The 25,970-nt window shown below is 65.0% G+C and carries 21 protein-coding genes; 1 reads left to right on the top strand and 20 read right to left on the bottom strand.

Annotated features, from left to right (window positions below):
• Positions 1-7: 7 nt before the first annotated feature.
• The 16 genes from Q2M23_RS02795 to Q2M23_RS02720 form a co-directional block, all read right to left on the bottom strand.
• Positions 8-1,147, bottom strand: a complete 1,140-nt coding sequence (locus Q2M23_RS02795) for an ABC transporter ATP-binding protein (protein ID WP_168857235.1) — start codon at positions 1,145-1,147, stop codon at positions 8-10.
• Positions 1,144-2,688, bottom strand: coding sequence for a glycerol-3-phosphate dehydrogenase (gene glpD, locus Q2M23_RS02790; protein WP_057016958.1), 1,545 nt, complete (start codon positions 2,686-2,688; stop codon positions 1,144-1,146). Before glpD ends, Q2M23_RS02795 begins: the two co-directional genes overlap by 4 nt.
• 341 nt (positions 2,689-3,029) lie before the next feature.
• Positions 3,030-3,860 carry a DeoR/GlpR family DNA-binding transcription regulator gene (locus Q2M23_RS02785; protein ID WP_168857237.1) on the bottom strand — a complete coding sequence of 277 codons (831 nt, stop codon included), beginning with the start codon at positions 3,858-3,860 and terminating at the stop codon, positions 3,030-3,032.
• 135 nt (positions 3,861-3,995) lie between these two features.
• A complete protein-coding gene (locus Q2M23_RS02780) occupies positions 3,996-4,190 on the bottom strand; it encodes a hypothetical protein (protein WP_057016955.1) in 195 nt (64 codons plus the stop codon).
• Between the two features lie 176 nt (positions 4,191-4,366).
• On the bottom strand, positions 4,367-4,828 hold the full coding sequence (locus tag Q2M23_RS02775; RefSeq protein ID WP_057016954.1) for an acyl-CoA thioesterase: 462 nt from the start codon (positions 4,826-4,828) through the stop codon (positions 4,367-4,369).
• Complete coding sequence (locus Q2M23_RS02770) at positions 4,825-6,921, bottom strand: 3-hydroxyacyl-CoA dehydrogenase NAD-binding domain-containing protein (protein WP_316394101.1); 2,097 nt, start codon at positions 6,919-6,921, stop codon at positions 4,825-4,827. The genes Q2M23_RS02775 and Q2M23_RS02770 overlap by 4 nt, the downstream gene beginning before the upstream one ends.
• A 2-nt stretch (positions 6,922-6,923) precedes the next feature.
• Entirely contained in the window at positions 6,924-8,207 is a 1,284-nt protein-coding gene (locus tag Q2M23_RS02765; protein WP_076826118.1) for an acetyl-CoA C-acetyltransferase, read from the bottom strand.
• The gene (locus Q2M23_RS02760; protein ID WP_253625560.1) at positions 8,207-10,474 is read right to left on the bottom strand and encodes an acyl-CoA dehydrogenase; all 2,268 of its coding nucleotides are present in this window, start codon (positions 10,472-10,474) and stop codon (positions 8,207-8,209) included. Before Q2M23_RS02760 ends, Q2M23_RS02765 begins: the two co-directional genes overlap by 1 nt.
• Positions 10,475-10,685: 211 nt before the next feature.
• On the bottom strand, positions 10,686-11,927 hold the full coding sequence (locus Q2M23_RS02755) for an SMP-30/gluconolactonase/LRE family protein (RefSeq protein ID WP_141340509.1): 1,242 nt from the start codon (positions 11,925-11,927) through the stop codon (positions 10,686-10,688).
• A 354-nt stretch (positions 11,928-12,281) separates the two neighbouring features.
• A complete protein-coding gene (locus Q2M23_RS02750) occupies positions 12,282-12,905 on the bottom strand; it encodes a flavin reductase family protein (protein WP_316394098.1) in 624 nt (207 codons plus the stop codon).
• Positions 12,906-13,079: 174 nt separating this feature from the next.
• Positions 13,080-13,688 (bottom strand): TetR/AcrR family transcriptional regulator, encoded by a 609-nt coding sequence (locus tag Q2M23_RS02745; protein WP_168857241.1) that lies wholly within the window; start codon positions 13,686-13,688, stop codon positions 13,080-13,082.
• A 21-nt stretch (positions 13,689-13,709) separates the two neighbouring features.
• Entirely contained in the window at positions 13,710-16,847 is a 3,138-nt protein-coding gene (locus Q2M23_RS02740) for an efflux RND transporter permease subunit (protein WP_316394097.1), read from the bottom strand.
• Between the two features lie 55 nt (positions 16,848-16,902).
• The gene (locus Q2M23_RS02735; protein WP_316394095.1) at positions 16,903-18,009 is read right to left on the bottom strand and encodes an efflux RND transporter periplasmic adaptor subunit; all 1,107 of its coding nucleotides are present in this window, start codon (positions 18,007-18,009) and stop codon (positions 16,903-16,905) included.
• Between the two features lie 233 nt (positions 18,010-18,242).
• On the bottom strand, positions 18,243-19,568 hold the full coding sequence (locus tag Q2M23_RS02730; protein ID WP_028333230.1) for an MFS transporter: 1,326 nt from the start codon (positions 19,566-19,568) through the stop codon (positions 18,243-18,245).
• A 180-nt stretch (positions 19,569-19,748) separates the two neighbouring features.
• Complete coding sequence (locus Q2M23_RS02725) at positions 19,749-20,912, bottom strand: winged helix-turn-helix domain-containing protein (RefSeq protein ID WP_316394094.1); 1,164 nt, start codon at positions 20,910-20,912, stop codon at positions 19,749-19,751.
• Positions 20,913-20,990: 78 nt separating this feature from the next.
• Positions 20,991-21,305 carry a hypothetical protein gene (locus Q2M23_RS02720; RefSeq protein WP_316394092.1) on the bottom strand — a complete coding sequence of 105 codons (315 nt, stop codon included), beginning with the start codon at positions 21,303-21,305 and terminating at the stop codon, positions 20,991-20,993.
• Positions 21,306-21,392: 87 nt separating this feature from the next.
• Between Q2M23_RS02720 and Q2M23_RS02715 the strand changes: the two genes are divergently transcribed.
• Complete coding sequence (locus tag Q2M23_RS02715; RefSeq protein ID WP_316394090.1) at positions 21,393-22,025, top strand: OmpA family protein; 633 nt, start codon at positions 21,393-21,395, stop codon at positions 22,023-22,025.
• A gap of 62 nt (positions 22,026-22,087) precedes the next feature.
• On the opposite strand, the gene Q2M23_RS02710 is transcribed toward Q2M23_RS02715, so the two are convergent.
• The 4 genes from Q2M23_RS02710 to Q2M23_RS02695 all read right to left on the bottom strand — a co-directional run bounded on the left by Q2M23_RS02710 (position 22,088) and on the right by Q2M23_RS02695 (position 25,759).
• Positions 22,088-23,392, bottom strand: coding sequence for a phospholipid carrier-dependent glycosyltransferase (locus tag Q2M23_RS02710; RefSeq protein ID WP_316394089.1), 1,305 nt, complete (start codon positions 23,390-23,392; stop codon positions 22,088-22,090).
• 289 nt (positions 23,393-23,681) lie between these two features.
• Entirely contained in the window at positions 23,682-24,170 is a 489-nt protein-coding gene (locus tag Q2M23_RS02705) for a VOC family protein (RefSeq protein WP_316394087.1), read from the bottom strand.
• 29 nt (positions 24,171-24,199) lie between these two features.
• Positions 24,200-24,637, bottom strand: coding sequence for a VOC family protein (locus Q2M23_RS02700; protein WP_225158606.1), 438 nt, complete (start codon positions 24,635-24,637; stop codon positions 24,200-24,202).
• A gap of 105 nt (positions 24,638-24,742) precedes the next feature.
• Positions 24,743-25,759: an alpha/beta hydrolase gene (locus Q2M23_RS02695; RefSeq protein WP_316394085.1), complete on the bottom strand. Its 1,017-nt coding sequence runs from the start codon at positions 25,757-25,759 to the stop codon at positions 24,743-24,745.
• Positions 25,760-25,970 lie beyond the last annotated feature (211 nt).

Raw genomic sequence — 25,970 nt, 5'->3', positions numbered from 1 at the left:
ATCTCCCTCACTTGCCGTTGCCGGCTGACGCGTTTGCAGCGCGCGCACTGCGATGCACGTTGCCCGAAAACGAGGTCGCGGGCGATGCGACGAGGCGGTCGGCCGCGTCGAACACGAAGATGTTGTCGGGATCGAGCGCGGCATCGAGCACCTGCCCGGGTTCATATTCGTGCACGCCGTGCAGCACCGCGACCCAATTCGAGCCGTGGACATGGACGTGCACAAAGCTCTCCGACCCGGTGATTTCGGTCACCGTCACCGCGGCGGAAAATTTGTGGCGGCCGGCCGCGACGTTCCCGACCTCGAGCTGGTGCGCGCGGAAGCCGGTCCGGTAGCGGCCATCGGGCAGATTGGCATAGAGGCCGGCCGCGGGCGCCTGCTCGCCGCCGGCATAGATCACTTGCGCGCCCTTCTTCTCGATGCCGATGATGTTGAGCGGCGGATCGGAAAACACCTGGGCAACGCGCAGCGTGTCGGGATGGCGGTAGACCTTCGGCGTCGCGCCGGTTTGCAGCGCCTGGCCTTGCCACATGCACACCGTGTCGCCGCCGAGCAGCAGCGCTTCCGACGGTTCGGTGGTGGCATAGACGAAGATCGCGCCGGAGGCCTCGAAGATGCGCGGCAGCTCGGCGCGCAGCTCCTCGCGCAGCTTGTAGTCGAGATTGGCGAGCGGCTCGTCGAGCAGCACGAGGTCGGCGCCCTTGACCAGCGCCCGCGCGATCGCGGTGCGCTGCTGCTGGCCGCCGGAGAGTTGCAGCGGCGTGCGCTTCAGGAACGGCTCGAGCCGCAACAGGCCGGCCGCTTCCGCCACCCGCCGCTCGATCTCGGCGCGCGGCTTGCCCTGCACGCGCAGCGGCGAGGCGATGTTCTCGTAGACCGTCAGCGAGGGATAGTTGATGAACTGCTGATAGACCATCGCGACCGAACGCTGCCGCACGTCGGCGCCGGTGACGTCCTTGCCGTCGACCAGCACGCGGCCGGTGGTCGGCTTGTCGAGGCCGGCGAGCAGCCGCATGATCGAGGTCTTGCCCGACAGCGTCGGCCCGAGCAGCACGCTGAGCGTGCCACGCTCCAGCGTCAGCGACACGTCGCGGATGGTCGGAATGCCATCCACGGTTCGCGTGACATTCTGCAATGTGACGCTCATGCCCGTCCTCCCGCTTCGCGGAGGGGACGTTCACCGGACACGCGGTTGGCGAGCATCCACTCGTCGAGCGCGGCGATTTCACCCGCCGTCATCCGCAAGCCCAGCTTGGATCGTCGCCAGACGACATCGTCCGCAGTCCGAGCCCATTCGTTCGCCATCAGGTACCTGACTTCGCTTTCCGTCAAGGTGGCGCCGAAGGAGCGGCCGAGATCGGCCGTCGATGTTGCATTGCCCAGGACTTTGCTGGCGCGCGTGCCATAGGCATGCGCGAGACGATTGGCGTGCGATTGCGCGAGAAACGGATAGGTGCGGATCAATTCGGCGCTCAGCGCCGCGACCGCGGATACATCCATGTCGCCGCCGGGCAGCGGCGCCTTGCCGGTCCAGCCCTCCTGCGCCTTTGTGCCGCGGAGATAAGGCGACAGCCGCTCCAGCGCCTCTTCGGAGAGGCGGCGATAGGTCGTGATCTTGCCGCCATAGATCGACAGTAGCGGCGCACCGCCGGGCGTATCGAGCTCGAACACATAGTCGCGAGTCGCGGCCTTGGCTTCGCTGGCGCCGTCGTCATAGAGCGGACGCACGCCGGAGTAATTCCAGACCACGTCCTCGGGCTTCACCGGCTTGGCGAGATACGCGCTGGCGGACGCGCAGAGATATTCGATCTCCTCCTGCGTCGCCTTCACCTTGGCCGGATCGCCGTCATAGTCGCGATCGGTGGTACCGATCAGCGAGAAGTCGCCCTGATAGGGAATGACGAAGATGATGCGGCCGTCGGCGTTCTGGAAGATGTAGGCGCGGTCGTGGTCGTAGAGCTTCGGCACCACGATGTGCGAGCCCTGCACCAGGCGCACCTTGGCGCGCGCGTTGACGCCGGCGCCCGAGGCGAGAACCTGTTCGACCCAGGGACCGCCGGCATTGACCAGCACGCGTGACTGGATCGTGTCGCGGGCACCCGTGACGCTGTCCTCGACCGTGACGTGCCAGACGCCGTCGACTTGCCTGATCTCGACCGCGCGGGTGCGGGTGCGGATCTCGGCGCCGCGATCGGCGGCATCGCGCGCGGTCAGCGCAACCAGCCGGGCATCGTCGACGAAGCAGTCGGAATATTCAAAGCCCTTGGTGTAGCGGCCCGGGATCAGCGGCTTGCCGACCGCGTCGCGCGTCAGATCGACCGAGCGCGTCGCCGGCAGCAAATGCCGGCCGCCGATATGGTCGTAGAGGAAGAGGCCTAGCCGCAGCAGCCAGGCCGGACGCAGGCCGGCGTGGTGCGGCAAAACGAAACGTAGCGGCCGAATGATGTGGGGCGCGATCTGCCAGAGGATTTCGCGTTCGATCAGCGCCTCGCGCACCAAACGAAACTCGTAATATTCGAGATAGCGCAGACCGCCATGCACGAGCTTGGTCGACCAGGACGACGTCCCGCTAGCCAAGTCATTCATTTCACAGAGGAAAACAGAGTTACCCCGGCCCGCCGCATCGCGTGCGATGCCGCAGCCATTAACGCCGCCTCCAATGATGGCGAGGTCGTAAATCTGGTCCAAAGAACGCTTCCCCCGGCAACCGCCTTCGCTTTGACGGTTTTACTTTCGTATTGGAGTAAATCACAACCAAAAACGAAAGCAAAGTGAAAATGGGGAACTCGGGCTGGGGATTCTTTGGGCGGGTGATTGCGGCTGGGGGCAGGTTACGTTCGACGCATCCGGTATTAGACCGTCACCCTGAGGTGCGAGCCTTGCGGCGCAATTGCGCCGCTGGGCGAGTCTCGAAGGGTGCGCGGCCCAAATGTGGCCGTTCACCCTTCGAGACGCGCGCAAGAGCGCGCTCCTCAGGATGACGGGGAAAAAGCTGTGCGAGGACGATGCCTCAGCAGCGAGATCGCAAACTACGCGCTGCGCAGCGCCGCGGGTGCCGCGTCGGCGGCGTTGTCGTCGAGATCGACTTGCGGCTTGTCCATCGCGACGACCACCTCGATACCGCGGCTGTGGCAGATATTGGCGAGGCCCGCAGGAAGCGGTGAATCGGTCACGAAGGTCTGGATCTGGCTCATATGGGCGATCCGCACCGGCGCGCTGCGGCGCAGCTTGGTCGAGTCCGAGACCAGCATCACGTTGCGCGCATTGGCGATGATCGCCTGCGCGACCTGCACCTCGCGATAGTCGAAGTCGAGCAGCGCACCCTCCTCGTCGATCGCGGATGCACCGATGATGGCGTAGTCGACCTTGAACTGGCCGATCAGCTGCGTCGCGGTGGAGCCGACGACGGCGCCGTCGGCGCGGCGCACCGTGCCGCCGGCCACCACCACCTCGATGCGCGGATGGCGGTACAGCAGCATCGCGACATTGAGGTTGTTGGTGATGACCAGCAGGTCCTCATGCGAGGTCAGCGCGCTCGCGACCTCTTCCGTGGTGGTGCCGATATTGATGAACAGCGAGCAGCCGTTCGGAATCCGTGCCGCCGCGGCCGCGCCGATCGCCTTCTTTTCCTCGGCGGCGACGAAGCGGCGCGCCTCGTAAGCGAGGTTCTCGACGCCCGAGGCGATGATCGCGCCGCCATGGATGCGGGTCAGCGAGCGCTGGTCGCAGAGATCGTTGAGGTCCTTGCGGATGGTCTGCGCCGACACCTCGAACCGCTTGGCGAGGTCTTCGACCATGACCCGGCCGAACGCGCGCGCGATGTTGAGGATTTCAGTCTGGCGATGGGAGAGTCCGGCCACGGCGGCCCCCTTGAAACGGCGAGTCGCCATGGTGCGACCGTTCGGCACGGAGGTCAACGTGCAGTGCCGGGTCAGGGAAGGCCTGGGCGAAGGTGGACGCTTCGCCCGGGCCATGCGCAATGACGCGAAGGCGTTCTACGATGCCATCTGCATGGATTGACCGGCGAGCAGCCGGCGCGCCGCGCGCTCGGCCTCGCGCGCATTGCGGAAGATCTGGCCTTCAAGGCGGTCAAAAAGGTGCGATGCAGCAAAGAACTGATAACCACGCGTATCGCGCACCACGATACCCGCCGTCTGCGAACTCACTTCGATCACGTAACTGTCGGACATTGTCAGCCTCGGTTTGACTTCGGCCCGACAACGGAGTCGCTGGCTGTTTGTTCCTCGATTATTTTGCGCGGCGAAGTGCCAAAAACTCCGGGTTTTTGCAATCAAACCACGCTCCGGACTCAGTTTCGACGCGTTTCCTTTCCCACCGAATCAGCGGCACTGGCGCGCGGAGGATGTCAGGTTTCGATCGTCGCGCCGTCGCGCTGAATCGGTTGCGGATGGCCCTGCTCGTCGATCGAGACATAGGTGAAATTGCCGTCGGTGACGAGGATCGACTGCTGCTCGCGGCGGCGCAGCACCCAGGCCTCGAGGTGCACCGTGATCGAGGTGCGGCCGATGCGCACCAGATTGGCGTGGACGGAGACGAGATCGCCGACATTGACCGCCTTGCGGAAGTTCATCGCGTCGATCGCGACCGTCACGGTGCGCGACTTCGCCACCTTGGAGGCGAACACGCCGCCACCGAGATCCATCTGGCTGAGCAGCCAGCCGCCGAAGATGTCGCCATTGGCATTGGTGTCGGCCGGCATCGCCAGCGTCCGGATGCAGAGATCGCCCTTCGGCTCGGCGTCGTTGCTCAGCGGCGCGTGAGCGTGGGCGTCGGTCACTTGCGAGCCGGTCACTTGCGAATCGCTCACTTGAATGCCTCCCAGCCGGGATCCGGCGCAAATCGTCCGCCGAACTTGCGCATCAAGGCCTGCATGGCCGACACCACATCGTCGACGCCGCGGCTGCGCGCATAGTTGAGCGGGCCGCCGCGGAACGGGGCATAGCCGGTGCCGAAGATCATCGCGCCGTCGACCATATCGGGATTGTCGACGATGCCCTCGCGCAAGGCGGCGATGCAGACATTCGAGATCGGCAGCACCAGGCGGTCGATCATCTCATCGGTGACCCGGGGACCGGTCTCCGGCAGCGGCGCCTTTTCCGCCTTGCCGTCCTTCCAGGTGTAGAAGCCCTTGCCGGTCTTGCGGCCGAGCTCGCCTTTGGCGACTTTTTCACGCAACCATGCAGGCGTCGGCGGCAGCGTGTCGCCGAACTTCGAGCGTAGCATGTCGCCGACATCGAGGCAGATATCGAGGCCGACCTGGTCGGCGAGTTCGATCGGCCCCATCGGCATGCCGAACTCGACGGCGGCCGCGTCGATCAGGCGCTGGTCGGTCTTCTCGTCCAGCATCATCATCGCTTCCAGCATGTAGGGCGTCAGCGCGCGGTTGACGAGGAAGCCCGGCGAGCTCTTCACCGGCAGCGGCAGGCGGTCGATGGCGCCGACGAACGCGAGCGCCTCCTTGAGCATCGCCGCATCGGTGCCGTCATGGCTGACGACCTCGACGAGTTGCAGCCGCGACACCGGATTGAAGAAGTGCAGGCCGAGCAGCCGCTCCGGCCGTGCCAGCGTGGTGCGCAGATCCTGCAGCGGGATGCTCGACGTATTGGTGGCGAGGATCGCGCCGGGCTTCATCTTCGGCTCGAGAGAGGCATAGACCTTCTGCTTCAGCTCGAGCTTTTCCGGCACCGCCTCGATGATCAGATCGGCATTGCGGACGCCGTCGCCCTCCATGTCGGGGATCAGCCGGTCGAGCGCGTCGCGCTGGTCGATCCGCTTGCGCATGATCTTGCCGAACAACTCTGACGCTCGTTTCATGGCGCCCGCGATCGGCTCGGCCTTCATGTCGGCCAAGGTCACGAGCATGTCCTGGTTGGCGCACCAGGTCGCGATATCGCCGCCCATCGCGCCGGCGCCGATGACATGGACGTGCGCAACCTTGTTGCCGCTGCCGGCGAGCTTCTTCATCTGCTCTCGCAGGAAGAACACACGGATCAGGTTCTGCGCGGTCGGCGTCACCATCAGATTGGCGAACGAGGCCTTCTCCGCATTCAGCATCGCCGAGCGGTTGCCGGCGTGCTTCTCCCACAGATCGATCAGCGCATAGGGCGCCGGGTAATGCTTGCGCGGCGCGGCCTTCTCGGCCTCGCTGCGCATCCGCGAGGCGAGGAAGCCCCTGACCGGACCAAGATTGAGAATCGAGTTGAGCGCGCCCGGCCTGGCGCGCTTCAGCCGGCCGAACACCGCATCCTTCGACGCGTTGCGGACATGGCGCTCCTGGGTGACGGCGTCGACCAGGCCGAGCGCCTTGGCGCGGCGCGCGTCGATGGTCTTGCCGGTCAGCATCAAGGTCATCGCCTGCATCGGGTTGACCAGCTCGGTGAAGCGCACGGTGCCGCCAAGACCTGGATGCAGGCCGAGCATCACCTCTGGGAAACCGAACCTGGCATCGTCGATCGCGATCCGCATCTGGCAGGCCAGCGCGACCTCGAGGCCGCCGCCGAGGCAGAAGCCGTGGATGACGGCGACCGAGGGCACGCGCAGCGCCTCGAGCCGGTCGATCACCGCATGGGCGCGGCCGATCGCGGTCTCGACCGCGCTGGAATCGCTGGCGCCGCGAAACTCATTGACGTCAGCGCCGGCGATGAAGCCGCTTGGCTTGGCCGAGCGCACCACGAGACCCGTCGGCCGCTGGTTCTCCAGCGCCGCGACGATGGCATCGAGCTCCTCGAGTAGATCGGCGGACAGCGTGTTGGCGCTGGCGCCGGCGCGGTCGAACAGCAGCCAGGCGATACCGTCGTCATCGCGCGTCAGCTTGAAATTCTTGTAGGGGCTGTCGGCGGCAGGCTCCGGCCCGAGCTCGAGCACGCGATCGGCGAGAAGGTCCATGATCCGTGAATCCATGATCACACCGTCTCTATCAACATCGCGCCGCCCTGCCCGCCACCGATGCATTCGGTGGCGACGCCGCGCCTGGTGCCGAGCCGCTTCATCGCATTGACCAGATGCAGCACGATGCGGTTGCCGCTGGTGCCGACCGGATGGCCGAGGCTGATCGCGCCGCCGTCGACGTTCAACTTCGCGCGGTCGATCTCGCCGGCCGCGCCATCGAGGCCAAGGATCTCGCGGCAGAATTTTTCGTCGTTCCATGCCGCGAGGCAGCCCAGCACCTGGGTGGCGAAGGCCTCGTTCAGCTCCCAGGTCTCGACATCCTGCAAGGTCAGGCTATTGCGCTTGAGCAGCGCGCTCGCCGAGAGCACCGGGCCGAGGCCCATGATCGAGGGATCGAGCGCCGACCATTGGCTGTCGAGGATGACGGCCTTCGGCGTCAGCCCGTGCTTGGCCACCGCCTTCTCGGACGCCAGGATCACCCAGGAGGCGCCGTCGGTGATCTGCGAGGAATTGCCGGCGGTGACCTGGCCCCACGGACGCTCGAACACCGGCTTCAGCTTCGCCAGGGTCTCGGGGGTCGAGTCCGGGCGGACACCGTCGTCATGGTCGAAGAACTTGCCGTCGCGGGAGAACGCGGTCTCGACCTCGCCCTTGAGAAAGCCCTGCTTCTGCGCGTTGGCCAGCCGCTGATGGCTCTCGGCAGCATATGCATCGGACTGGGCGCGGGTGATGCCGAAGAGATGACCGACCTTCTCGGCGGTCTGCCCCATGTTGAGCTCGGTGATCGGGTCGGTCAGCCCGCGCTCGAGGCCGATGATCGGCTTGAAGTAGCTCGGCTTCACCTTCAGCGCCGCGGCGATCTTGGCGCCGAGCCCCTTCGCGCCGGCGAAGCCGGCAAACCAGCGCACGCCGGAATTGGGCCAGACCAGCGGCGCGTGGCTCAAGGCTTCGGCACCGCCGGCGAGGATCAGGTCGGAGATGCCCTCGCGGATGTAGCGATAGCCGGTGTCGATCGACTGCATGCCGGAGCCGCAATTGATCTGCACCGTGAAGGCGACCATCTGTTCGCCCATGCCGAGCCTGAGCGCCGCAACCCGTGCCGGGTTCATCTCGTCGGCGATCACGTTGACGCAGCCGAGGATGACCTGGTCGAAGGCGGTGGGCGCGAAAGGCTGCCGTGCCAGCAGCGGCCGACCGCATTGCACGGCAAGATCGACCGGGGTGAACGGGCCGGGACCGGAGCGCGCCTTCAGGAACGGCGTCCGGCTGCCGTCGACGATAAAGACTGGTCGCGCCATCAGCTCGCCGCCCTCTGCTCACCAAGCTCCTGGAAGAACTGATGCACGTCGGCGGATTTCTTGTAAATCGGGGACAGCGCCTCCGGCGCAAAATCATCGACCTCGATGACTTTGGCGACGGCCTCGTGGGCAGCGGCAAGCTTCTCGCCGTCGGCCTCGGTGATAACGCCCTTCTTGACCGCCTCCTTCCAGTCATGCAGACGCGCCGCGCGCAGCTGCTTAGCGGCATCCTCGGCCTCGGTGACGAGGCGGAAGGCTTTCTCCAGCCTTGCGATGCCGCCGTCATCCTCGACAAAGGCGAGGTCCGGCGTCAGGCGGTCGCGCGCCGCCGACGGCGATAGCACGAGCTGCGCGCATTGCTGCACGACGCGGTCCGTCGGGCCCGTGACGCGGGCGCCGAACGGCTGGATCAGGAATTTCAGCAGCCAAGCCATCGGGCGGTTCGGCAGATTGGCGAAGATTTCCGCAAAGCGGTTCTCGATCGTCTTGAAGCCGGATGCCATGCACCATTCGAGCGCGGGAAGATCCGCCTTCTGCCGGCCCTCGTCCTGCCAGCGTTTCAAAGCAGCGGAGAGCAAATACAGCTCGGACAGGATGTCGCCGAAGCGTGCCGAGAGCATCTCCTTGCGCTTCAGCGCGCCGCCGAGGGTGAGCAGCGCCATGTCGGCGCACAGCGCGAACGCCGACGAATAGCGCGACAGCTGGCGATAGAACTCGGTCGCATCGCCGGCATCCGGCGCCGGTGCGAACATCCCAAAACTCCAGCTGCGGCCCCAGGCGCGGAACATGGTTGCAAAGCTGTGGCCGACATGCTTCCAGAACGCGGTGTCGAACGCGGTCAGACCCTTGTCGCGGTCGGTCTCGCCGAGCGCGTTCATCTCCAGCAACAGATAGGGATGCGCGCGGATCGCGCCCTGCCCGAACACGATCAGATTGCGGGTCAGGATGTTGGCGCCCTCGACCGTGATGCCGACCGGCACCGAGCGGTAGAGCCCGCCGAGATAATTCTGCGGCCCGTCGATCACGGCTTTGCCGCCATGGATGTCCATGGCGTCATCGATCGCGATCCGCATCCGCTCGGTGGCGTGCAACTTCATGATCCCGGAGATGACGGCGGGATGATGCCCCTCGTTCAGTGCGGCGCAGGTCAGCCGCCGTGCGGCGTCGAGCAGATAGGCCGTGCCGGCGATACGCGCGAGCGGCTCCTCGATGCCTTCGAATTTCGAGATCGAGATGCCGAACTGCTCGCGGACGCGGGCATAGGCGCCGGTGGTACGCGCGGCATAGGCAGCGCCGGCCGCCGACAGCGACGGCAGCGAGATGCCGCGGCCGGCGGCAAGCGCCGTCATCAGCATCTTCCAGCCCTGACCGAGCCGTGCCTCGCCGCCGATGATGTAGTCGAGCGGGATGAAGACGTCCTTGCCCCAGTTCGGGCCGTTCTGGAACACCTGCATCGCCGGCAGATGGCGGTGGCCGATCGACACGCCCGGCAGATGGGTCGGGATCAGCGCGACGGTGATGCCGAGCTCTTCCTCGCTGCCGACGAGGTGATCGGGATCATAGGCCTTGAAGGCAAGGCCGAGCAGCGTCGCGACCGGGCCGAGCGTGATGTAGCGCTTGTGCCAGTTGAGCCTCAAGCCGAGCACCTCACGGCCTTCGAAATTGCCCTTGCAGATGATGCCGGTGTCGATCATCGAGGCGGCGTCGGAGCCTGCCTCCGGGCTGGTCAGGCCGAAGCAGGGAATGTCCTGTCCGGAGGCGAGGCGCGGCAGCCATTTGTCCTGCTGCTCCTTGGTGCCGAAGCGCATCAAGAGCTCTCCGGGCCCGAGCGAGTTCGGCACCATCACGGTGACGGCCGCGGTCAGCGAGCGCGACGAGATCTTGCGCACCACCTCGGAATGCGCGTAGGGCGAGAAGCCGAGGCCGCCGAATTCCTTCGGGATGATCATGCCGAAGAATTTTTTGGCCTTGATGAAAGCCCAGACCTCGGGCGGCAGATCGCGCCATTCCCAGTTGATCTTCCACTCGTCGAGCATCCTGCAGAGCTCGTCGACCGGACCGTGCAGGAAGGCTTGCTCTTCCTCGGTCAATCTGGCCGGCGCGAACGCCAGCAATTTCGACCAGTCGGGGTTGCCGGTGAATAGATCGGCGTCCCACCAGACGTCGCCGGCTTCCAGCGCCTCGCGCTCGGTGTCCGACATCGTCGGCAGCACGCCACGCGCCCAGGAGAAGATCGGTTTTGTCATATAGTCGCGGCGGAAGCTCATGGCGGATCCCTCATGAAACGGCGGCGGGGATGGGTGATCTTATCGGAAAGTGCCGTTCACCAAGTCGGAGGCCAAGCGGTCTTAGGAAGACAACTATAACACTCAACTCCTTGGCTCACAGAACGACATGGCTACGATCCGACTTCGAAAGCTGAGCTGCGACAATCAGGTAGCCGGGGATGGCGCAGACGCCATCCCCATGCAGGACGAGCTAGGCGGGCCCCGCTCCCTGGGTTGCGGTATAGACCGCGTAGAGCGACTGGCTTGCGGCCATGAACAGACGGTTGCGCTTGGGACCACCGAAGGTGATGTTGCCGCAGACCTCGGGCAGCCGGATGCGGCCGAGCAGCTTGCCTTCCGGCGACCACACCGTCACGCCGCTGTAACCGACCGCGCGACCGGCATTGCTCGAGCACCAGACATTGCCGTTGACGTCGCAGCGGATGCCGTCCGGTCCGCACTTCACGCCGTCGATCGTGAAATCGCTGAACCGCTTGCCGTTGGAAAGCTTGTTGTCGGCGCCGACATCGAACACGAAAACGTCACCCTTGCCGCCGGGTCCGCTATCGCCCGGTCCCTTGCCGGTCGAGACCACGTAGAGCTTCTTGTAGTCGGGCGAGAAGCAGAGGCCGTTCGGGTCCGGCACCTGGTCCTCGCTGACCACGAGATCGACGCGGCCGGACGGGTCGATGCGGTAGCAATTGGTCGGCAGCTCGCGCTTGGCCGGGACGAAGCCCGCCGGCTGGCCGATCCGGGGATTGAGCTTGCCGGCCGGATTGCTCGGACCGCCCGCGGCATCAGGCTCGCCCTCATAGAGCTGGCCGCCATAGGGCGGATCGGTGAACCAGTAGCTGCCGTCGGGATGCGCGACGACGTCGTTCGGCGAGTTCAGCCGCTTGCCTTGATAGGAATCCGCGAGCACGGTCGCGGTGCCGTCATTCTCGTAGCGCGTCACGCGACGGGTGAGATGTTCGCAGGACAGCTGGCGGCCCTGGAAGTCGAACGAATTGCCGTTCGAGTAGTTCGACGGCGTGCGGAAGACGCTGACATGGCCGTCATCTTCCGACCAGCGCATCTGCCGGTTGTTCGGGATGTCGCTCCACAGCAGATAGCGGCCCTGCGAACTCCAGGCCGGGCCTTCCGCCCACAACAGGCCGGTATAGAGGCGCTTGATCGAGGTGTTGGGCTGGGCAAGGTCGTTGAAGGACGGATCGACCGCGATGATGTCGGGGTCCCAGAAATAGGTGGTCGGCGCACCGCGCGGACTGAAGTCGCGCGGCGGGCTGGTGATCGTCGTCGGCGGCCCGACCGGCGCGGGCGCGTTCTGGGCCAGCGCGCTGCCGATGCCCGCGACGGCGGCGGCGGAAACCGCCAGTCCCTGAACCAGCGTGCGCCGTGAAACATTCGGATCGCGTTGTTCTTCGTTCGGATCGCTCCGCTCGTGGCGTGTCATCGCATCCTCCCACTCTGTTGGCCGGCCGTTGATCCGGCCTGGCGAGTGGAGGTTAGACTGCTCTCGGAGAGGTTGCGAGTGACGGTTTTTCATCCCCGCGCGCGAAAATTTCACATTGTTGTGGTGCGGGCCGTCGTTGCGGAGCGCACGAATCCGCAGCGGAGCAACGTCCCGTACCTCGCCCCGCTTGCGGGGAGAGGTCGAAATTCAAGCGCAGCTTGAATTTCGGGTGAGGGGGTACAGGTCTCACGACCATCACAGCTGGTGGAAGCAGCCCCTCACCCTACCCTCTAAGAGCGAGCTTCGCTCGTCTCGACCCCGTGAAGAACGGCGAGAGGGAGGATAGAGCAGCACTCAATCCGGCCGGATCATCTCGAACATGTTTTCCGGCTTGATCTCGAAGTAGTCGCCGCGGCGGCCGGCGCGGACGATCGGGTGCGCGAGGCCGGTCTGGTAGACGCCGTCCTTGATGAAGGCCTTGTCGATGTGGACGGCGACGACCTCGCCGAGCGTCAGCCAGGCCTCGGCCTTCTTGCCGTCGGCGCCCTGGAGCTGGACGATCTGGCTCACCTTGCATTCGAACGACACCGGGCTTTCGGCGACCCGCGGCACGTTGACGAGCTTGCCGGCGACCTGCGTGAGGCCCGCGAGCCTGAACTCGTCGACATCGCGCGCGACATGCGCCGCCGTCGCGTTCATGTGTCTGGCGAGATCCATCGTCGCCAGATTCCAGACGAACTCGCCGGTGTCCTGGATGTTGGCGACGCTATCCTTCCAGTTGGTGGAGGAGAAGCCGATGATCGGCGGCACATAGCAGAACGCGTTGAAGAAGCTGTAGGGCGCGAGGTTGACGTTGCCGCCCTTGTCGCGCGAGGAGATCCAGCCGATCGGCCGCGGCGCGACGATGGCGTTGAACGGGTCGTGCTTCAGGCCGTGGCCGTTCTTCGGCTCGTAGAAATGCAGGTCTTTGACGGTCACGGCTGGCCCCTCTCACGTAGCCCGGATGGAGCGCAGCGTAATCCGGGACGGTCTCGCAAGCGGAAATGGCCCCGGATTGCGCTGCGCTCCATCCGGGCTACAAACTCGCTTTGCCTGCTATGCGAGAAGAGTCAACTGACGAAAATGTCAGGGCTGGCGCTCAAGGGCTGGCGCTCAATTGGCGCGGCCGCGCGGCGACAGGCCGGCGATCACGAAATCGATCATCTGGTCGATGGTCGGGCCCGGCTTGGTGGCACATTGGGCGATCATCTGTGGGTGGAAGAACCGCATCATCGCCGTGCAGGCGCAGAGCGAGGCGAGCTGCAGGTCCGTGATCTCGAACTCCCCCGACGCGGCTCCTTGCGCGATCACCTCGCCGATAATGGAGGCGATACACTCCATATGGGCGACGCAGACGTCCCAGTCCTCCTGCATCGCGATCTCGACCATCTCGTGCATCTTGGAATCGCCGACATAGCGCTCGGTGTTCATGCGATTGATGGTCGTCATCATCTGGCGCAAGCGTAGCGCCGCCGGCCCTTCCGAGCGCGCGATGCGCCGGGCCTCGATCTCGACCTCGCCCATCAGGCCGCGGGCTACGCCCTCGTGGATCGACTTCTTCGAATCGAAGAAGCGGTACACGTTGGCGGGGCTCATCCGCAGCTCTTTGGCGATGTCGGCGACCGTCGTCTTCTGATAGCCGATCTGCCGGAACAAGCGCTCCGCCACCACGAGAATCCGCTCGCGGGTGTCGGTTTCGCTATGTTCCGTGATCAGTGTCATGTTGGCCTGCTCAATCTTCAATTATTCGGCCGCCTCAGCAAGTGGAAATGCGCGTTGCGCATCGCCGGCATGCTGCGGCGCAGTATTGGTTTGCTCGGAGCCGCTTTCCTCGAGGGTCTTGCGGAACCAGAGGGCGTAAAGGCCCGGCAGATACAGCAAGGTCAGGAAAGTCGCAACAAACAAACCGCCCATGATGGTGATCGCCATCGGGCCCCAGAACGCCGAGCGCGACAGCGGGATCATAGCGAGGATGGCGGCCAGGGCCGTCAGCACCACCGGCCGGGCGCGCCGGACGGTGGCTTCGACGATCGCCTCGCGCCGGGTCAGGCCGGACGCCACGTCGCTCTCGATCTGGTCGACCAGGATCACGGCGTTGCGCATGATCATGCCGGCGAGCGCGATCAGGCCGAGCAGCGCCACGAAGCCGAACGGCTGGTTGGCGACGTTGAGCCCCAGCGAGGCGCCGACGATGCCGAGCGGCGCGGTCAGGAACACCAGGAACAGGCGCGAGAAGCTCTGCAGCTGGATCATCAGCAGCGTCAGCATCACCATCACCATCACGGGGAAGAGGATGAAGATCGACGCATTGCCCTTGGCGGATTCCTCGAACGCCCCGCCCGGCTCGATCCGGTAGGCTGGCTCGAGATGGGCCTGGATGTCCTTCAGCTTCGGCGAGATCTGGTTGGTGACGTCGGGCGCCTGCACGCCGTCGACGACGTCGGAGCGCACGGTGATCGCCATGTCGCGGTTGCGCCGCCACAGGATCGGCTCCTCATGCGCATATTCGATCTTGGCAATCTGCTGCAGCGGGACGGCGACGCCGTTGCGCGTGGTGATGGTGAGATCGCCGACGCGGCCGAGATCGAGCCGCTCGGACGGCACCGCGCGGGCGACCACGCCGACCTTCTCGATGCCGTCGCGGATCGTGGTGACCGGCGCGCCCGAGATCAGCATCGCCAGCGCCTGCGAGACGTCCTGCGGGGTCAGGCCGAGCGCACGCGCCCGATCCTGGTCGACGGCGAGCTTCAGGTAGGGCGACTGCTCGTTCCAGTCGAGCTGGACGTCCTTGACGTTCTTGTTCTGGCGCATGACGTCGCGCACCTGGTAGGCGATGTCGCGCACCTTGTTGGCATCGGGGCCGATCACGCGGAACTGGACCGGGAAGCCGACCGGCGGACCGAAATTGAAGCGGTCGACCCGGACCCGCGCCTCGTTCAAAGCGCCGTCGGCGGCAGCCTGCTCGATCTTGGCCTTGACGCGCTCGCGCGCCTCGACGTTCTTGGCGAGGATCACGATCTCGGCAAAGGCCTCGTTCGGCAGCTGCGGGTTGAGGCCGAGCCAGAAGCGCGGCGAGCCCTGGCCGACATAGGCGGTGTAGGTCTGGATGTCGTCATCGCCCTTCAGCAGCCCTTCGGCCTGCTTCACCGCCTTCTCGGTGACGTTGAAGGCGGTGCCCTCGGGCAGACGCAGCTGCAGGAACAGCTCGGGCCGCTCCGACAGCGGGAAGAACTGCTGCTGGACGTGGCCGAACGCAACGATGGAGGCAACGAAGACGCCGACGGTCGCCGCCACCACCTTGATGCGGTGATCGACGCACCACTGCACCACGCTGCGCAGGCCGCGATACATCCGCGTCTCATATATCGCGTGCGGATCGTGGTTCTGGTGCACCTTGATGTTGGGCAACAGCTTGACGCCGATATAGGGCGTGAAGATCACCGCGACGAACCAGGACGCGACCAGCGAGATCGCCACGATCCAGAAGATGCCGCCGGCATATTCGCCGACCGCCGAATTGGCAAAGCCGATGGGGAGGAAGCCAGCGGCCGTGACCAGCGTCCCCGTGAGCATCGGAAACGCGGTGGATTCCCAGGCAAAGGACGCCGCCTTCATGCGGTCCCAGCCCTGCTCCATCTTCACCACCATCATCTCGACCGCGATAATGGCGTCGTCGACCAAAAGGCCGAGCGCAATGATCAGCGCGCCGAGCGTGATGCGGTGCAGGTCGAGCGACATTGCGTTCATCACGATGAAGACGATGCCGAGCACCAGCGGCACCGACAGCGCGACCACGATGCCGGTGCGCCAGCCGAGCGCGACAAAGGAGACGAACAGCACGATCGCGAGCGCCTCGACGAAGGAGTGCACGAACTCGCCGACGGCGTGCTCGACCACCCTGGGCTGGTCGGCGATCTGCTGGATATCGACGCCCTGCGGCACCGCCTTCAGGAACTCGGCGGTCGCCTTCTGGACCTCCTTGCCGAGCTCTAGGATGTTGGCGCCCTTGGCGGTGACGACGCCGATACCGAGCGCCGGCTTGCCTTCCTGACGCACCTTGAAGCTCGGCGGATCGACATAGCCGTGGCTGACGGTCGCGATATCGCCGAGGCGGAACACGCGGCCGTTGCTCTCGACCGGCGTCTCAGCAACCGCCTTGACGCCGTCAAGCGCGCCGGTGACGCGCAGCGGCACGCGCTGCGACGAGCTCTCGACGGTACCGGCCGGGGTGACGTTATTCTGCTTGGCGAGCGAGTCGAACAGCGCCTGCGGCGTGATGCCGAGCGTCGCCAGCTTGGCATGCGAGAACTCGACGAAAATACGCTCGTCCTGGGTGCCGTAGAGATCGATCTTGGTGACGCCCGGCACCTTCAGCAGGCGCTGGCGAAAACCCTCCGCGACCTTCTTGAGCTGCGCATAATTGGCGCCGTCGCCGGTCATCATATAGAGAATCGAATCGACGTCGGAGAATTCGTCGTTGACGACGGGACCGAGGATGCCGGAGGGCAGCTCGCCCTGCACATCGACCAGCTTCTTGCGCAGGAGATAGAAGAGATAGGGCACGTCCTTCGGCGAGGTCGAATCCTTGAAGGAGACCTGCATCGCCGTGAAGCCCGGCTTGGAATAGGTCTGCACCTTGTCGAAGAACGGCAGCTCCTGCAGTTTCTTCTCGATCGGATCGGCGACCTGCATCTGCATTTCCTGCGAGGTCGCGCCCGGCCACATCACCGAGACGTTCACCACCTTGACGGTGAAGAACGGATCCTCGGCGCGGCCGAGCTTCTCATAGGAGAAGAAGCCGGCGGCGGCGAGGATGATCATCAGGAACAGGACCAGCGTCGGATGGCTGACCGCCCAGGCTGAAAGGTTGAAGCGCTTCATCGAACTCTCCAAGTTCTAGACCAGTCCCAGAACCGTTTCCGCTGCTATGCGAGGGTTAGAACGACAGCGACGACACGACCCGCACCTTCTGGCTCGGATCGAGTTTCTGCACACCGAGGGCGACCACCTTGGCGCCATCGTCGACGCCGCCGGAGATGACGACGTTGTTGCTCTCATAGGCCTTCACCTTGACCGGCTTCAGCGCGATGTCGCCCTTGTCGTCGACGATGTAGAGCGAGGGATCGCCGCCCTGGCTGTACAGCGCCGACAGCGGCAACTTGGCGACGCGCTCGCTCGCCTTGTCGGCCAGCGTCAGCGTCGCGGTCATGCCGAGCGAAACCGCCTCGTCGGCGTCCGGCAGCGAGAATTTTGCGAGATAGGTGCGGGTGGCGGGATCGGCCTGCGGCGCGACCTCGCGCAGCCTGGCGGCATAGCTCTTCTTGGCGTCCGACCACAGCGTCACCGTGGCTACGCCCGACCTGGCACGAGCAAGAAGCGTCTCTGGGATCGCGACGACAGCTTCCTTCTCGCCAAGTCGGGCGACACGGATCGAAGCCTGGCCCGCGGCAACCACCTGGCCGGGCTCGATCATGGTCGCTGTGACGACACCCCGGGTGTCGGCCACCAGCGTTGCATAAGAGAGGGAATTCCTGGTCAGCTCGACCGAGCGCTCGGCACGGTTCAGCCGCGCGCGGGCCTCGTCGCCGGCGGCCTTGGCGGAATCGAGCGCCGCATCGGTGGTCCAGCCCTTGGCCTTCAGATCCTTGGCGCGCTGCTCGGCGGCCGCGGCCTGTGCTAAGACGCCGGTGGCGGCGCGGAATTCGGCCTCGGCCTGCTCGGCCTGCAGCTTCAGGTCGACCTCGTCGAGGGTGGCCAAGGGCTGGTCGACGTCGACTGTCTGTCCGACCTCGACCAGCCGCTTGGCCACCTTGCCGGCGACCCGAAAGCCCATATCGGCTTCGATACGGGGCTTGATGGTGCCGACAAAGCCGCGCTCAGGGGTTTCAGCTTCATAATGGACGGTCGCCACCAGAACGGGGCGCCCCGGATCGGCGTTTTCAGCCGCCTTTTCATTGCAGCCGGTCAGCGCGAACACCGCAAAAGCCAATGATGCTCCCGTCAAGAGCCTGTAATAGCTCGAGAAAACGGAACGAACGAACATCTGAAATCTCCATCGGGCTGACGAATGATGAAGAGTATCGATTTATCACTGATAAATGTCAATATTCGTCAGTGATAACCAATTCGTGAGCGGGGTCGGATTTGGCGGGTGCAGAGATCGGAAAATGTGTAGCCCGGATGAAGCGGAGCGAAATCCGGGACATCACCGGTGGCGGCTCCCCGGATTGCGCTGCGCTCCATCCGGGCTACGGGAACACGTGATTTGAGGGCGAGCTACTTCGCGCCGGCGAACTCGGTCTTGGTCTCATGGCTACCGAGGAAAACCAGCAGGCCCGCGGCGAGCGGCAACAGCGACAGCACCAGCAGGCCGGTCGACGTGCTGCCGGTGGCCTCCTTGACCCAGCCGATCAGATAGGGCCCGCCGAAACCGGCGAGGTTGCCGATCGAGTTGATCAGCGCGATCGCGCCGGCCGCGGCAGTACCGGAGAGCCAGGCGGTCGGCAGCGTCCAGAACACCGCGAAGGTGCAGAACACGCCGATCGCGGCGACCGTCAGCACCACCATCGTCATGACCGGATCGGTGATGTAGCTGGAGACGGCGAGGGCCAGCGCGGTCAGCAGCAGCGGCGCGCCGACATGGAATACGCGCTCGCGGGTGGCATCGGAACGGCGCGCCCACAGGATCATCGCGACGGTGCCGAATGCGTACGGGATCGCGGTGACGAAGCCGGTCTGCGCGTTGGTGAGACCGAACGCCTTGACGATCTGCGGCAGCCAGAACTGCATGCCGTAGAGCGAGGCGACGAAACCGAAATAGATCGCGCTGAGCGCCAGCACCTTGGGCGAGGACAGCGCCTCGCCCAGCGTGAAATGCTTCGCCGCCTGCTTGGCCGCGACCTCGGCGTCGAGCTTCGCCTTGAGCCACGCCTTCTGCTCGGCCGAGAGCCACTCGGCCTTCTCCGGCCGGTCGGTCAGATAGAACCAGGTGACGATGCCGAGCAGCACCGAGGGAATGCCCTCGATGACGAACAGCCACTGCCAGCCCTTCAAGCCCATCACGCCGTCGAGGCCGAGCAACAGGCCGGAGATCGGCGCGCCGATCACGGTCGAAATCGGCACCGCGAGCGCGAAGGCGGCGAGGAAGCGCGCACGATACTCGGCCGGATACCAGTAGGTCAGATAGAGGATGATGCCGGGGAAGAAGCCGGCCTCGGCGACGCCGAGGAAGAAGCGCAGCGCGTAGAAGCTGTGCTCGTCATAGACCGCCGCCATCAACGCCGAGAGGATGCCCCAACTCACCATGATGCGGGCGATCCACTTGCTGGCGCCGAACCGCTCCAGCGCCAGATTGCTCGGCACCTCGAAGATGAAATAGCCGATGAAGAAGATGCCGGCGCCGAACGAGAACACCACCGGCGAGAACTTCAACTCGCTGTTCATGGTGAGCGCAGCGAAACCGAGATTGACGCGGTCGAGATAGGAGAAGAAGTAGGCCAGGATCAGGAACGGGATCAGCCGCCAGGAGATCGCGCGGATCGTCGACGTCTCGATCTCGCTGCGGGCGCCGCGATCGGGCGCGATGGTTGCTGTCTGGCTCATGAGCTTTCCCCGGGTGTTGCTTGCCGTGAGGATTATTGGCTGGCCCCGCATTGAGCAATGGCAAAAACTCATAGCTCACAGCGCAAACGGGAACCCTGTGCGTTTCGTGCACGGCGTCATTGCGAGCCATCGGGCGCGCGTTCGCGCGACGCGTTGGCTCGCAATGACGGAGAGCCAGCCCTATTCAGCGAGCTGGAAGCGCTCGAAGCGGTCGAGCTCTTCCTCGATGCGCCGCTTCAGCTCCTTGCGCGCCGCCTGCTTCTTGCCGGTGCCGACCCAGCTCCATTTCTGCATCAGGAGCTTCTTGTTCTGCCGGTCGGTCTTGAGGTCGAGGGCGGCGACGATGTCGTCGCCGACCAGCACCGGCAGCGCGAAATAGCCGAACAGGCGCTTCTCCTTCGGCACATAGGCCTCGAAACGGTGGCCATAGCTGAAGAACAGCTCGGTGCGCTTGCGCTGGATGATCAGCGGATCGAACGGCGAGAGGATGTGGACCAGGGTGGGATCACCCTCGCCGGTCGCGTCCAGCACCTCGGGCCGCGCCCAATGCTCCTGCTTGCCGGCGCCATCGAGCGCGATCCGCACCAGCTCCTTGCGGCGCACCCTCGCCTCGATCAGGCCGCGCACCGCCTTCTTGCTCGGCGCGTCGAGATGGCAGATCGAATCCAGGCTGACGATGCCCTGTGAGCGCAGCGCGCGGTCGAGCAGATAGGCCGTCCGGGCCGAGGCCGGGGCCGGCTTCGGCGGCTTGTCCCAGCCGAAGTGCCGGGTCATCAACTCATAGGTCTTCAGCATGCCTGCGCGCTCGCTGATCGTGACCACGCCGCCGTAGAAGGCGAGCTGCAGCGCGCGCTTGGAGGGCTTGCGGCTCTGCCAGAGATGCTCCTTCTCGGTCAGCACGTCGTCATCGATGTCGCGGATCGTCAGCGGACCGGCACGAAGCAGCCGCAGCACCTTGCGCGTATCCGCCGGGGTCACCGACGAGAACCATTTGTGGCCCTCGCGCTTGTGCGCCTTCATCGCCGGCAGGAAGAAGCCGATGTCCTTGGACGGAATGTAGGACAGCGCGTGCGTCCAGTACTCGAACACGCTCTTGTCCCGGCTCTGCGCCTGCTTGAGGTCGGCGCGGCGGTAGTCCGGAATGCGGCTGAACAGGATGTGGTGATGGCAGCGCTCGATCACGTTGATGGTGTCGATCTGCACATAGCCGAGATGATCGACGGCGGCCGCCACCGCTGACGCCCCCTCGCCGAACGGCACCTGGGTATCGAGCCGCTGCGCGCGCAGCCAGATATGGCGGGCCACAGCATTGTTCAACGAAAGGGGTTCGGCGGCGCGGGACATTGCCCCAGCAATGTAGTGAGATTCGCGCAGCTGTGGAGAGCCGCGCGGCGGAAATCAGCTCCGCATCATTCGGAACGGCTACGTCGATCCGACGACCCGCCGCAACCACGGAACGTCCCCGATCGCCGCCGCGAGCGCGGCGCTTTCTCCATGGAAGATGCGAGACGAATGACCGCCGACCGGAAACCAGCCACGGCCATCTTCGACGTCCCGCCGATATTCCTCGAAGCCGATGCTGCCGTCCGGGCGAAGGAAGATATCGACGCAGCGCGAGGCAGCTTCGTCATTGATCGAGCGGAGGACACGATTGACGTGGGCCATGATGTCCTCGCTCTCCCGCCTGCCCTGTCCGGCGCAAGGCAGGGCGGCACACCCGACCGTGACCCAGATCACATTCCGGGCTTTGAACCGGTCCTATCCTCCCAGCATCAAAACGACAGCAAGCCGGATTGGCTAGCCCGACATTTGAGGACGAAAACCATGACCCGCTCTTTTTCCTTGTCTTTTCTGACGATCGGCGCCGCGCTGTCGATGACGGCGGGCGTCGCACTGGCCGGCAGCGAGGCCGTTCCGGCCGCACAGATTCTCAATGCGCTGAAGCCGAAGTCGGCCACCCGCGGCCTTTCCGCCGGCACGCAGGTCGACCTCGCGGCTTCCGCCAAGGAGGCAAGCTTCCTCAACACCGTCCGCAACCGGCGGACCCGTTCGTTGTCGCGCGTTGAACGCCAGGAGATCGCTGACATCGCGGCGAACAAGCCGAAGATCGATCTGGAGATCCACTTCGACTACAACTCCGCCGACATCAGCAAGGGTTCGACCCAGGCGGTGCACGAACTCGGCAAGGCACTGTCCGATGCCAGCATGAAGGGCTCGACCTTCGTCGTTGCCGGCCACACCGACGCGATCGGCGGCGAGGCCTATAACCAGGACCTGTCGGAGCGCCGCGCCGACACCATCAAGAAATATCTGGTCGAGCATTACGGCCTGAACGGCTCGGATCTCGTGACGGTCGGCTACGGCAAGACCCGGCCGAAGGACCCGAGCGCGCCGATGGACCCGACCAATCGCCGCGTGCAGGTCGTCAACATGGATACCAAGACCGCCTCGCAGTAATCTCCCGCAGCCTCGATCCGCCTGCCATGCCCGGCAGGCGGATCACTTTGCTTCAAAGACCGTCATATCCAGCCCTGAAACAGCATCAGGCGGTTGAACGTCGCCATCGACGTCTCGATGACAGCGGCCGTGACCGGCAGCATCGCAACAAACCCTGCGCATCCAACCGCAACGAACGCCCACAGCAGCCAGCGCGGCGCACCCTTGCGCGTCAAGGCGTAGACCAGCACGAAGCTCGCGGTGGTCGCCGCGGGGAGATAGTAATAAATGAAACCGAGCGTGCGCGGCAGCAGCGCCCAGGCGAGATACGGGCCAAGGTAGAACGCCAGCACGAGAAATGCATCACGGCCACGCCCGACGATCCAGTCGCGCAGCGCAATGATCAGCGCGATCAATGCCGGCCAAAGCACCAGCGGGTTGCCGAGGAGCACGATGGCGGCAAACCTGTCATCGCCGACCTTCTCGAACAGGTACCAGACCGGGCGCACCAGGAACGGCCAGGACGGCCATGAGCTCATATAGGTGTGGCCCGCGGTGGCGGTCGTGGTGTTGTCGGCAAAGATGCGGCGCTGCGCCTCCATGATATCCGTGAACGAGAGACCGTAGAGCGGCACGAAGGTCGCGAGATAGACGGCCGCCGGGATCAGCACGAAACAGACGATGAAGTGAGGAAGACGAAAATCCGGCCACAGCTCCGGCCGGTACCAATCCTCCGCATTGCCGTCGGCAAAGCGCGTGCGCCAGCCCTGCATCAGGCGGATCGCAACGACGATCGCGATGCAGGTCGCGAGCACGAACAGCCCGCTCCATTTGCAGGCACTGGCAAACCCCGCGAAGAGCCCCGCCAGCGCAAAGGCGGATTGCGGCTGCTGTTGCCTGAAGCCGCGGACGAACGCCGCGATCGCGAACAGGCCGAAGGCGAGCGCGAAGATATCCAGCATCGCGATCCGCGACTGCACGAACAGCATCTGGTTGAAGAAGGCGAGCAGCACGGCAGCGATCGCGCGTTGCTGGGACGCGAACAGCGCAAGCCCGCCGAGATAGACGCCGACCAGCGCCAGCGCACCGAACAGCGCCGCGGGATAGCGCCATCCGAGCGGCCCATCGCCGAATGCGTTGATCGAGAGGGCGATGATCTCCTTGGCGAGCGGCGGATGCATCGGGTTGAGGATCGGGGCCTCGCGCACCGGCAGCAGCATCTGCCGCGCCGCCGGCACGTAATGCACCTCGTCGAAATAGAGCTTGTCCGGCGCCGTGATCCCGAGCAGCAGCACGACATGGGCGACGATGAAGACGATTGCTGCGACGATCGCCGTGCGCGCGGCGGGACGTCGCGGAACAGAAGGAGATTTGGATACGGTGTTCAAAGGGCAAGCATGGTGCGAGGGGAACACAGCTTGTGACAAATATACGATATCAGCTGCATCCGCGATCCGTCGCCACGGTCATGTGACGGAACCATCGATGCCCATACTGTCATGCCCCGCTTCATGCGGGCATCGAGTACGCCGCGGCCTGTCGGCCGAGCACCGAAATCTCTGGAATGCTGGATCGCCCGGTCCCGTCTACGCCAAGGCTTCGACGAGGCCACGAATCCCTGGCTCGCCGAAGCTTTAGCGAAGGCGGCGAGCCGGGCGGTGCCAGCGAAGCCCTGCCTTACGCCGCCGCGTCGCCCTCATAGGCCTGGCGCAGACCTTCGATATCGAGCTTGATCATCCCGAGCACGGCCTGCATCACGCGCGCAGCGCCGCCGGCGTCGGACCCGCCGAGATATTGGCGGACCGCCGCCGGCACGATCTGCCATGCGATGCCATAGCGATCGCGCAGCCAGCCACACTGCTCGGCGGTGCCGCCGGCCGCGAGCAACGCGTCCCACAGGCGATCGACCTCGGCCTGGTCGACACAGTCGATCGCGAACGAGACCGCGTGGGTATGCTCCATCCTCATCCCGCCGTTCAGCGCCATGAAGCGCTGACCGGCGAGCGTGAATTCGACCAGCAGCACCGTGCCGGCCTTTCCGCCGGGGCTGTCGATGACATTCTTCTGGACGGTCTCGATCCGCGAACCGGGCAGCAGCGAGACGTAGAAGTTCGCGGCCTCCTCGGCCTCGCCGTTGAACCACAGGCAGGGAGATACCTTGGACATGCTGAGCTCCTCGTGATGACGGGATGCGATCAGGCGGTCGCCGCGGCGGACTGCGCCTTCATCGCCGCCTCGACGTCCATCCACATCACTTCCCAGATGTGACCATCGGGATCTTCGAAGCTGCGGCCGTACATGAAGCCGTAATCCTGCTGCGGCGACGGATCGGCGCTGCCGCCCGCGCCCTTCGCCTTGGCGACGTAGCCGTCGACCGCGTCGCGGCTGTCGGCGGACAGGCAGATCAGCACTTCGCTCGTGGTTTTGGTGTCGGCAATTTTCTTCGGGGTGAATTCGCGGAACTTGTCGTGCGTCAGCAGCATGACGTGAATCGTGTCTGAGATCACCATGCAGGAGGCGGTGTGGTCGGAAAATTGCGCGTTCTTGGTCGCGCCGATCGCCTCATAGAAGGCGGTCGCGTGGGCGAGATTGCTGACCGGCAGGTTGACGAAGATCATTGTCGGCTTGGCCATGAAAGGCGCTCCTTTTCGCGGGTTGTGCCCCGAGGACGAACCGCCTCGCCGCGTCCCGACATCACCGCGCCGATTTTTCTTGCGGCGTCCTGCCGCAGGGTGACGTCAGGTCACAATCGGTGTCGGCATGGTCAGGAATGCCCGCGTCACATGCCAGAACAGCTCCCGATTGGTGGCAAGCGCCACCGAATGGGCGGTGCCGGGCAGGATGATGAACTGCCGATCGCCGTTCGGCAGCTTGTTGAAGAACTCCTCGAGGTCCGGAACCGCGGCGATGCCGTCATATTCGCCGCGGACCAGCAGCACCGGCGCCAGCACCTTCTCCGGATGCACCACCGGCAAATTGGCGGTCATGTCGAGATAGGTGCCGGTCGGGATCTGGTCGCCGAACTGCATCTCGACATCGGCCAGCAGCTCGACCACGGCGGGGTCCGACGTGCCGGGCCTGTCGCGGGTCGCGATCGAGCGGATCATGTCGCGGTCGCGCTTGCGCATGTTGTGACTGCGGTAATAGGCGAGTTGCTCGGCGCGCTTTGCCAGCGTCGGCGAGCCCTCGCCCTTGTAGGTGAAGGCGGCGAACACCAGCCGGTCGATGCGCTCGGGCGCGGCCATCGCGAATGCGCCGGCCCGCAGCGCGCCCGAGGATTCGCCGACGAAGTGATATCGCCCCTGCCCGGTCTCGCGCGCGATCACCTCGACCGCGGCCTTCAGATCCTCGACGCCGCTTGCAATATCCGCATTGCCCGACGTGCGGCCGGACTTGCCGTAGTTCTCGTGGTCCATGGTCCAGCAATCGAAGCCGTAGCGGGCAAATGTGTTCAGCAGCGAATACTCGCCCTTGCCCGGCACCGTGAGGTCGAACACCCGTGATGTCACCGACGAGCCGTGGACGAAGAACACCACCGGCCGCGCCGGCTCGCCCGGCTTCGGCGCACCGATCCGCTTGCGGAACATCCACAAGGGGATGTCATCCTTCTTCGCCCAGTATTCGTTGCTCCATATTTCTCCTTCGACAGGAACCGCGGGCACTGCCTGTGCCGACGCTGCGCCGAACACGCCGGCGGCCGTTGCAATGCCGATGCCTTTGATCATGCTGCGCCGCGAATGGTCAGATGACATCATGGTTCGCTCCCTTCCGGATTTCTTCGTCCGATCCGGCGCGATCGAGCATAGCAGCGGGCATGTCCGGTTGCGCGACGGGCGCATCTCGCCTCCGCCAATCCGATGCACGATTTTGTGAATGCGTTTTCCGGCAAACGGCGCGGACGACGGGCGGACTTGGTCCTAGTCTCCGCGGCGATCCGACCGGAAAAATCCGGCGAGAAGTGGGAGC

The organism is Bradyrhizobium sp. 33ap4 (genome assembly GCF_032654765.1).
Lineage (GTDB): Bacteria > Pseudomonadota > Alphaproteobacteria > Rhizobiales > Xanthobacteraceae > Bradyrhizobium > Bradyrhizobium australafricanum.
The sequence above is the reverse complement of the archived record's forward strand: the minus strand, read 5'-3'. Positions and strand labels throughout refer to the sequence as shown.

Bases quoted from the DNA above. Each gene is read 5' to 3' on its own strand.
- Q2M23_RS02730 (WP_028333230.1), bottom strand. From the start codon at position 19,568: ATGAGCCAGACAGCAACCATCGCGCCCGATCGCGGCGCCCGCAGCGAG.
- Q2M23_RS02780 (WP_057016955.1), bottom strand. From the start codon at position 4,190: ATGTCCGACAGTTACGTGATCGAAGTGAGTTCGCAGACGGCGGGTATC.
- Q2M23_RS02755 (WP_141340509.1), bottom strand. From the start codon at position 11,927: ATGACACGCCACGAGCGGAGCGATCCGAACGAAGAACAACGCGATCCG.
- Q2M23_RS02745 (WP_168857241.1), bottom strand. From the start codon at position 13,688: ATGACACTGATCACGGAACATAGCGAAACCGACACCCGCGAGCGGATT.
- Q2M23_RS02700 (WP_225158606.1), bottom strand. From the start codon at position 24,637: ATGGCCAAGCCGACAATGATCTTCGTCAACCTGCCGGTCAGCAATCTC.
- Q2M23_RS02715 (WP_316394090.1), top strand. From the start codon at position 21,393: ATGACCCGCTCTTTTTCCTTGTCTTTTCTGACGATCGGCGCCGCGCTG.
- Q2M23_RS02695 (WP_316394085.1), bottom strand. From the start codon at position 25,759: ATGATGTCATCTGACCATTCGCGGCGCAGCATGATCAAAGGCATCGGC.
- Q2M23_RS02725 (WP_316394094.1), bottom strand. From the start codon at position 20,912: ATGTCCCGCGCCGCCGAACCCCTTTCGTTGAACAATGCTGTGGCCCGC.
- Q2M23_RS02740 (WP_316394097.1), bottom strand. From the start codon at position 16,847: ATGAAGCGCTTCAACCTTTCAGCCTGGGCGGTCAGCCATCCGACGCTG.
- Q2M23_RS02795 (WP_168857235.1), bottom strand. From the start codon at position 1,147: ATGAGCGTCACATTGCAGAATGTCACGCGAACCGTGGATGGCATTCCG.
- Q2M23_RS02705 (WP_316394087.1), bottom strand. From the start codon at position 24,170: ATGTCCAAGGTATCTCCCTGCCTGTGGTTCAACGGCGAGGCCGAGGAG.
- Q2M23_RS02770 (WP_316394101.1), bottom strand. From the start codon at position 6,921: ATGGATTCACGGATCATGGACCTTCTCGCCGATCGCGTGCTCGAGCTC.
- Q2M23_RS02760 (WP_253625560.1), bottom strand. From the start codon at position 10,474: ATGAGCTTCCGCCGCGACTATATGACAAAACCGATCTTCTCCTGGGCG.
- Q2M23_RS02735 (WP_316394095.1), bottom strand. From the start codon at position 18,009: ATGTTCGTTCGTTCCGTTTTCTCGAGCTATTACAGGCTCTTGACGGGA.
- Q2M23_RS02765 (WP_076826118.1), bottom strand. From the start codon at position 8,207: ATGGCGCGACCAGTCTTTATCGTCGACGGCAGCCGGACGCCGTTCCTG.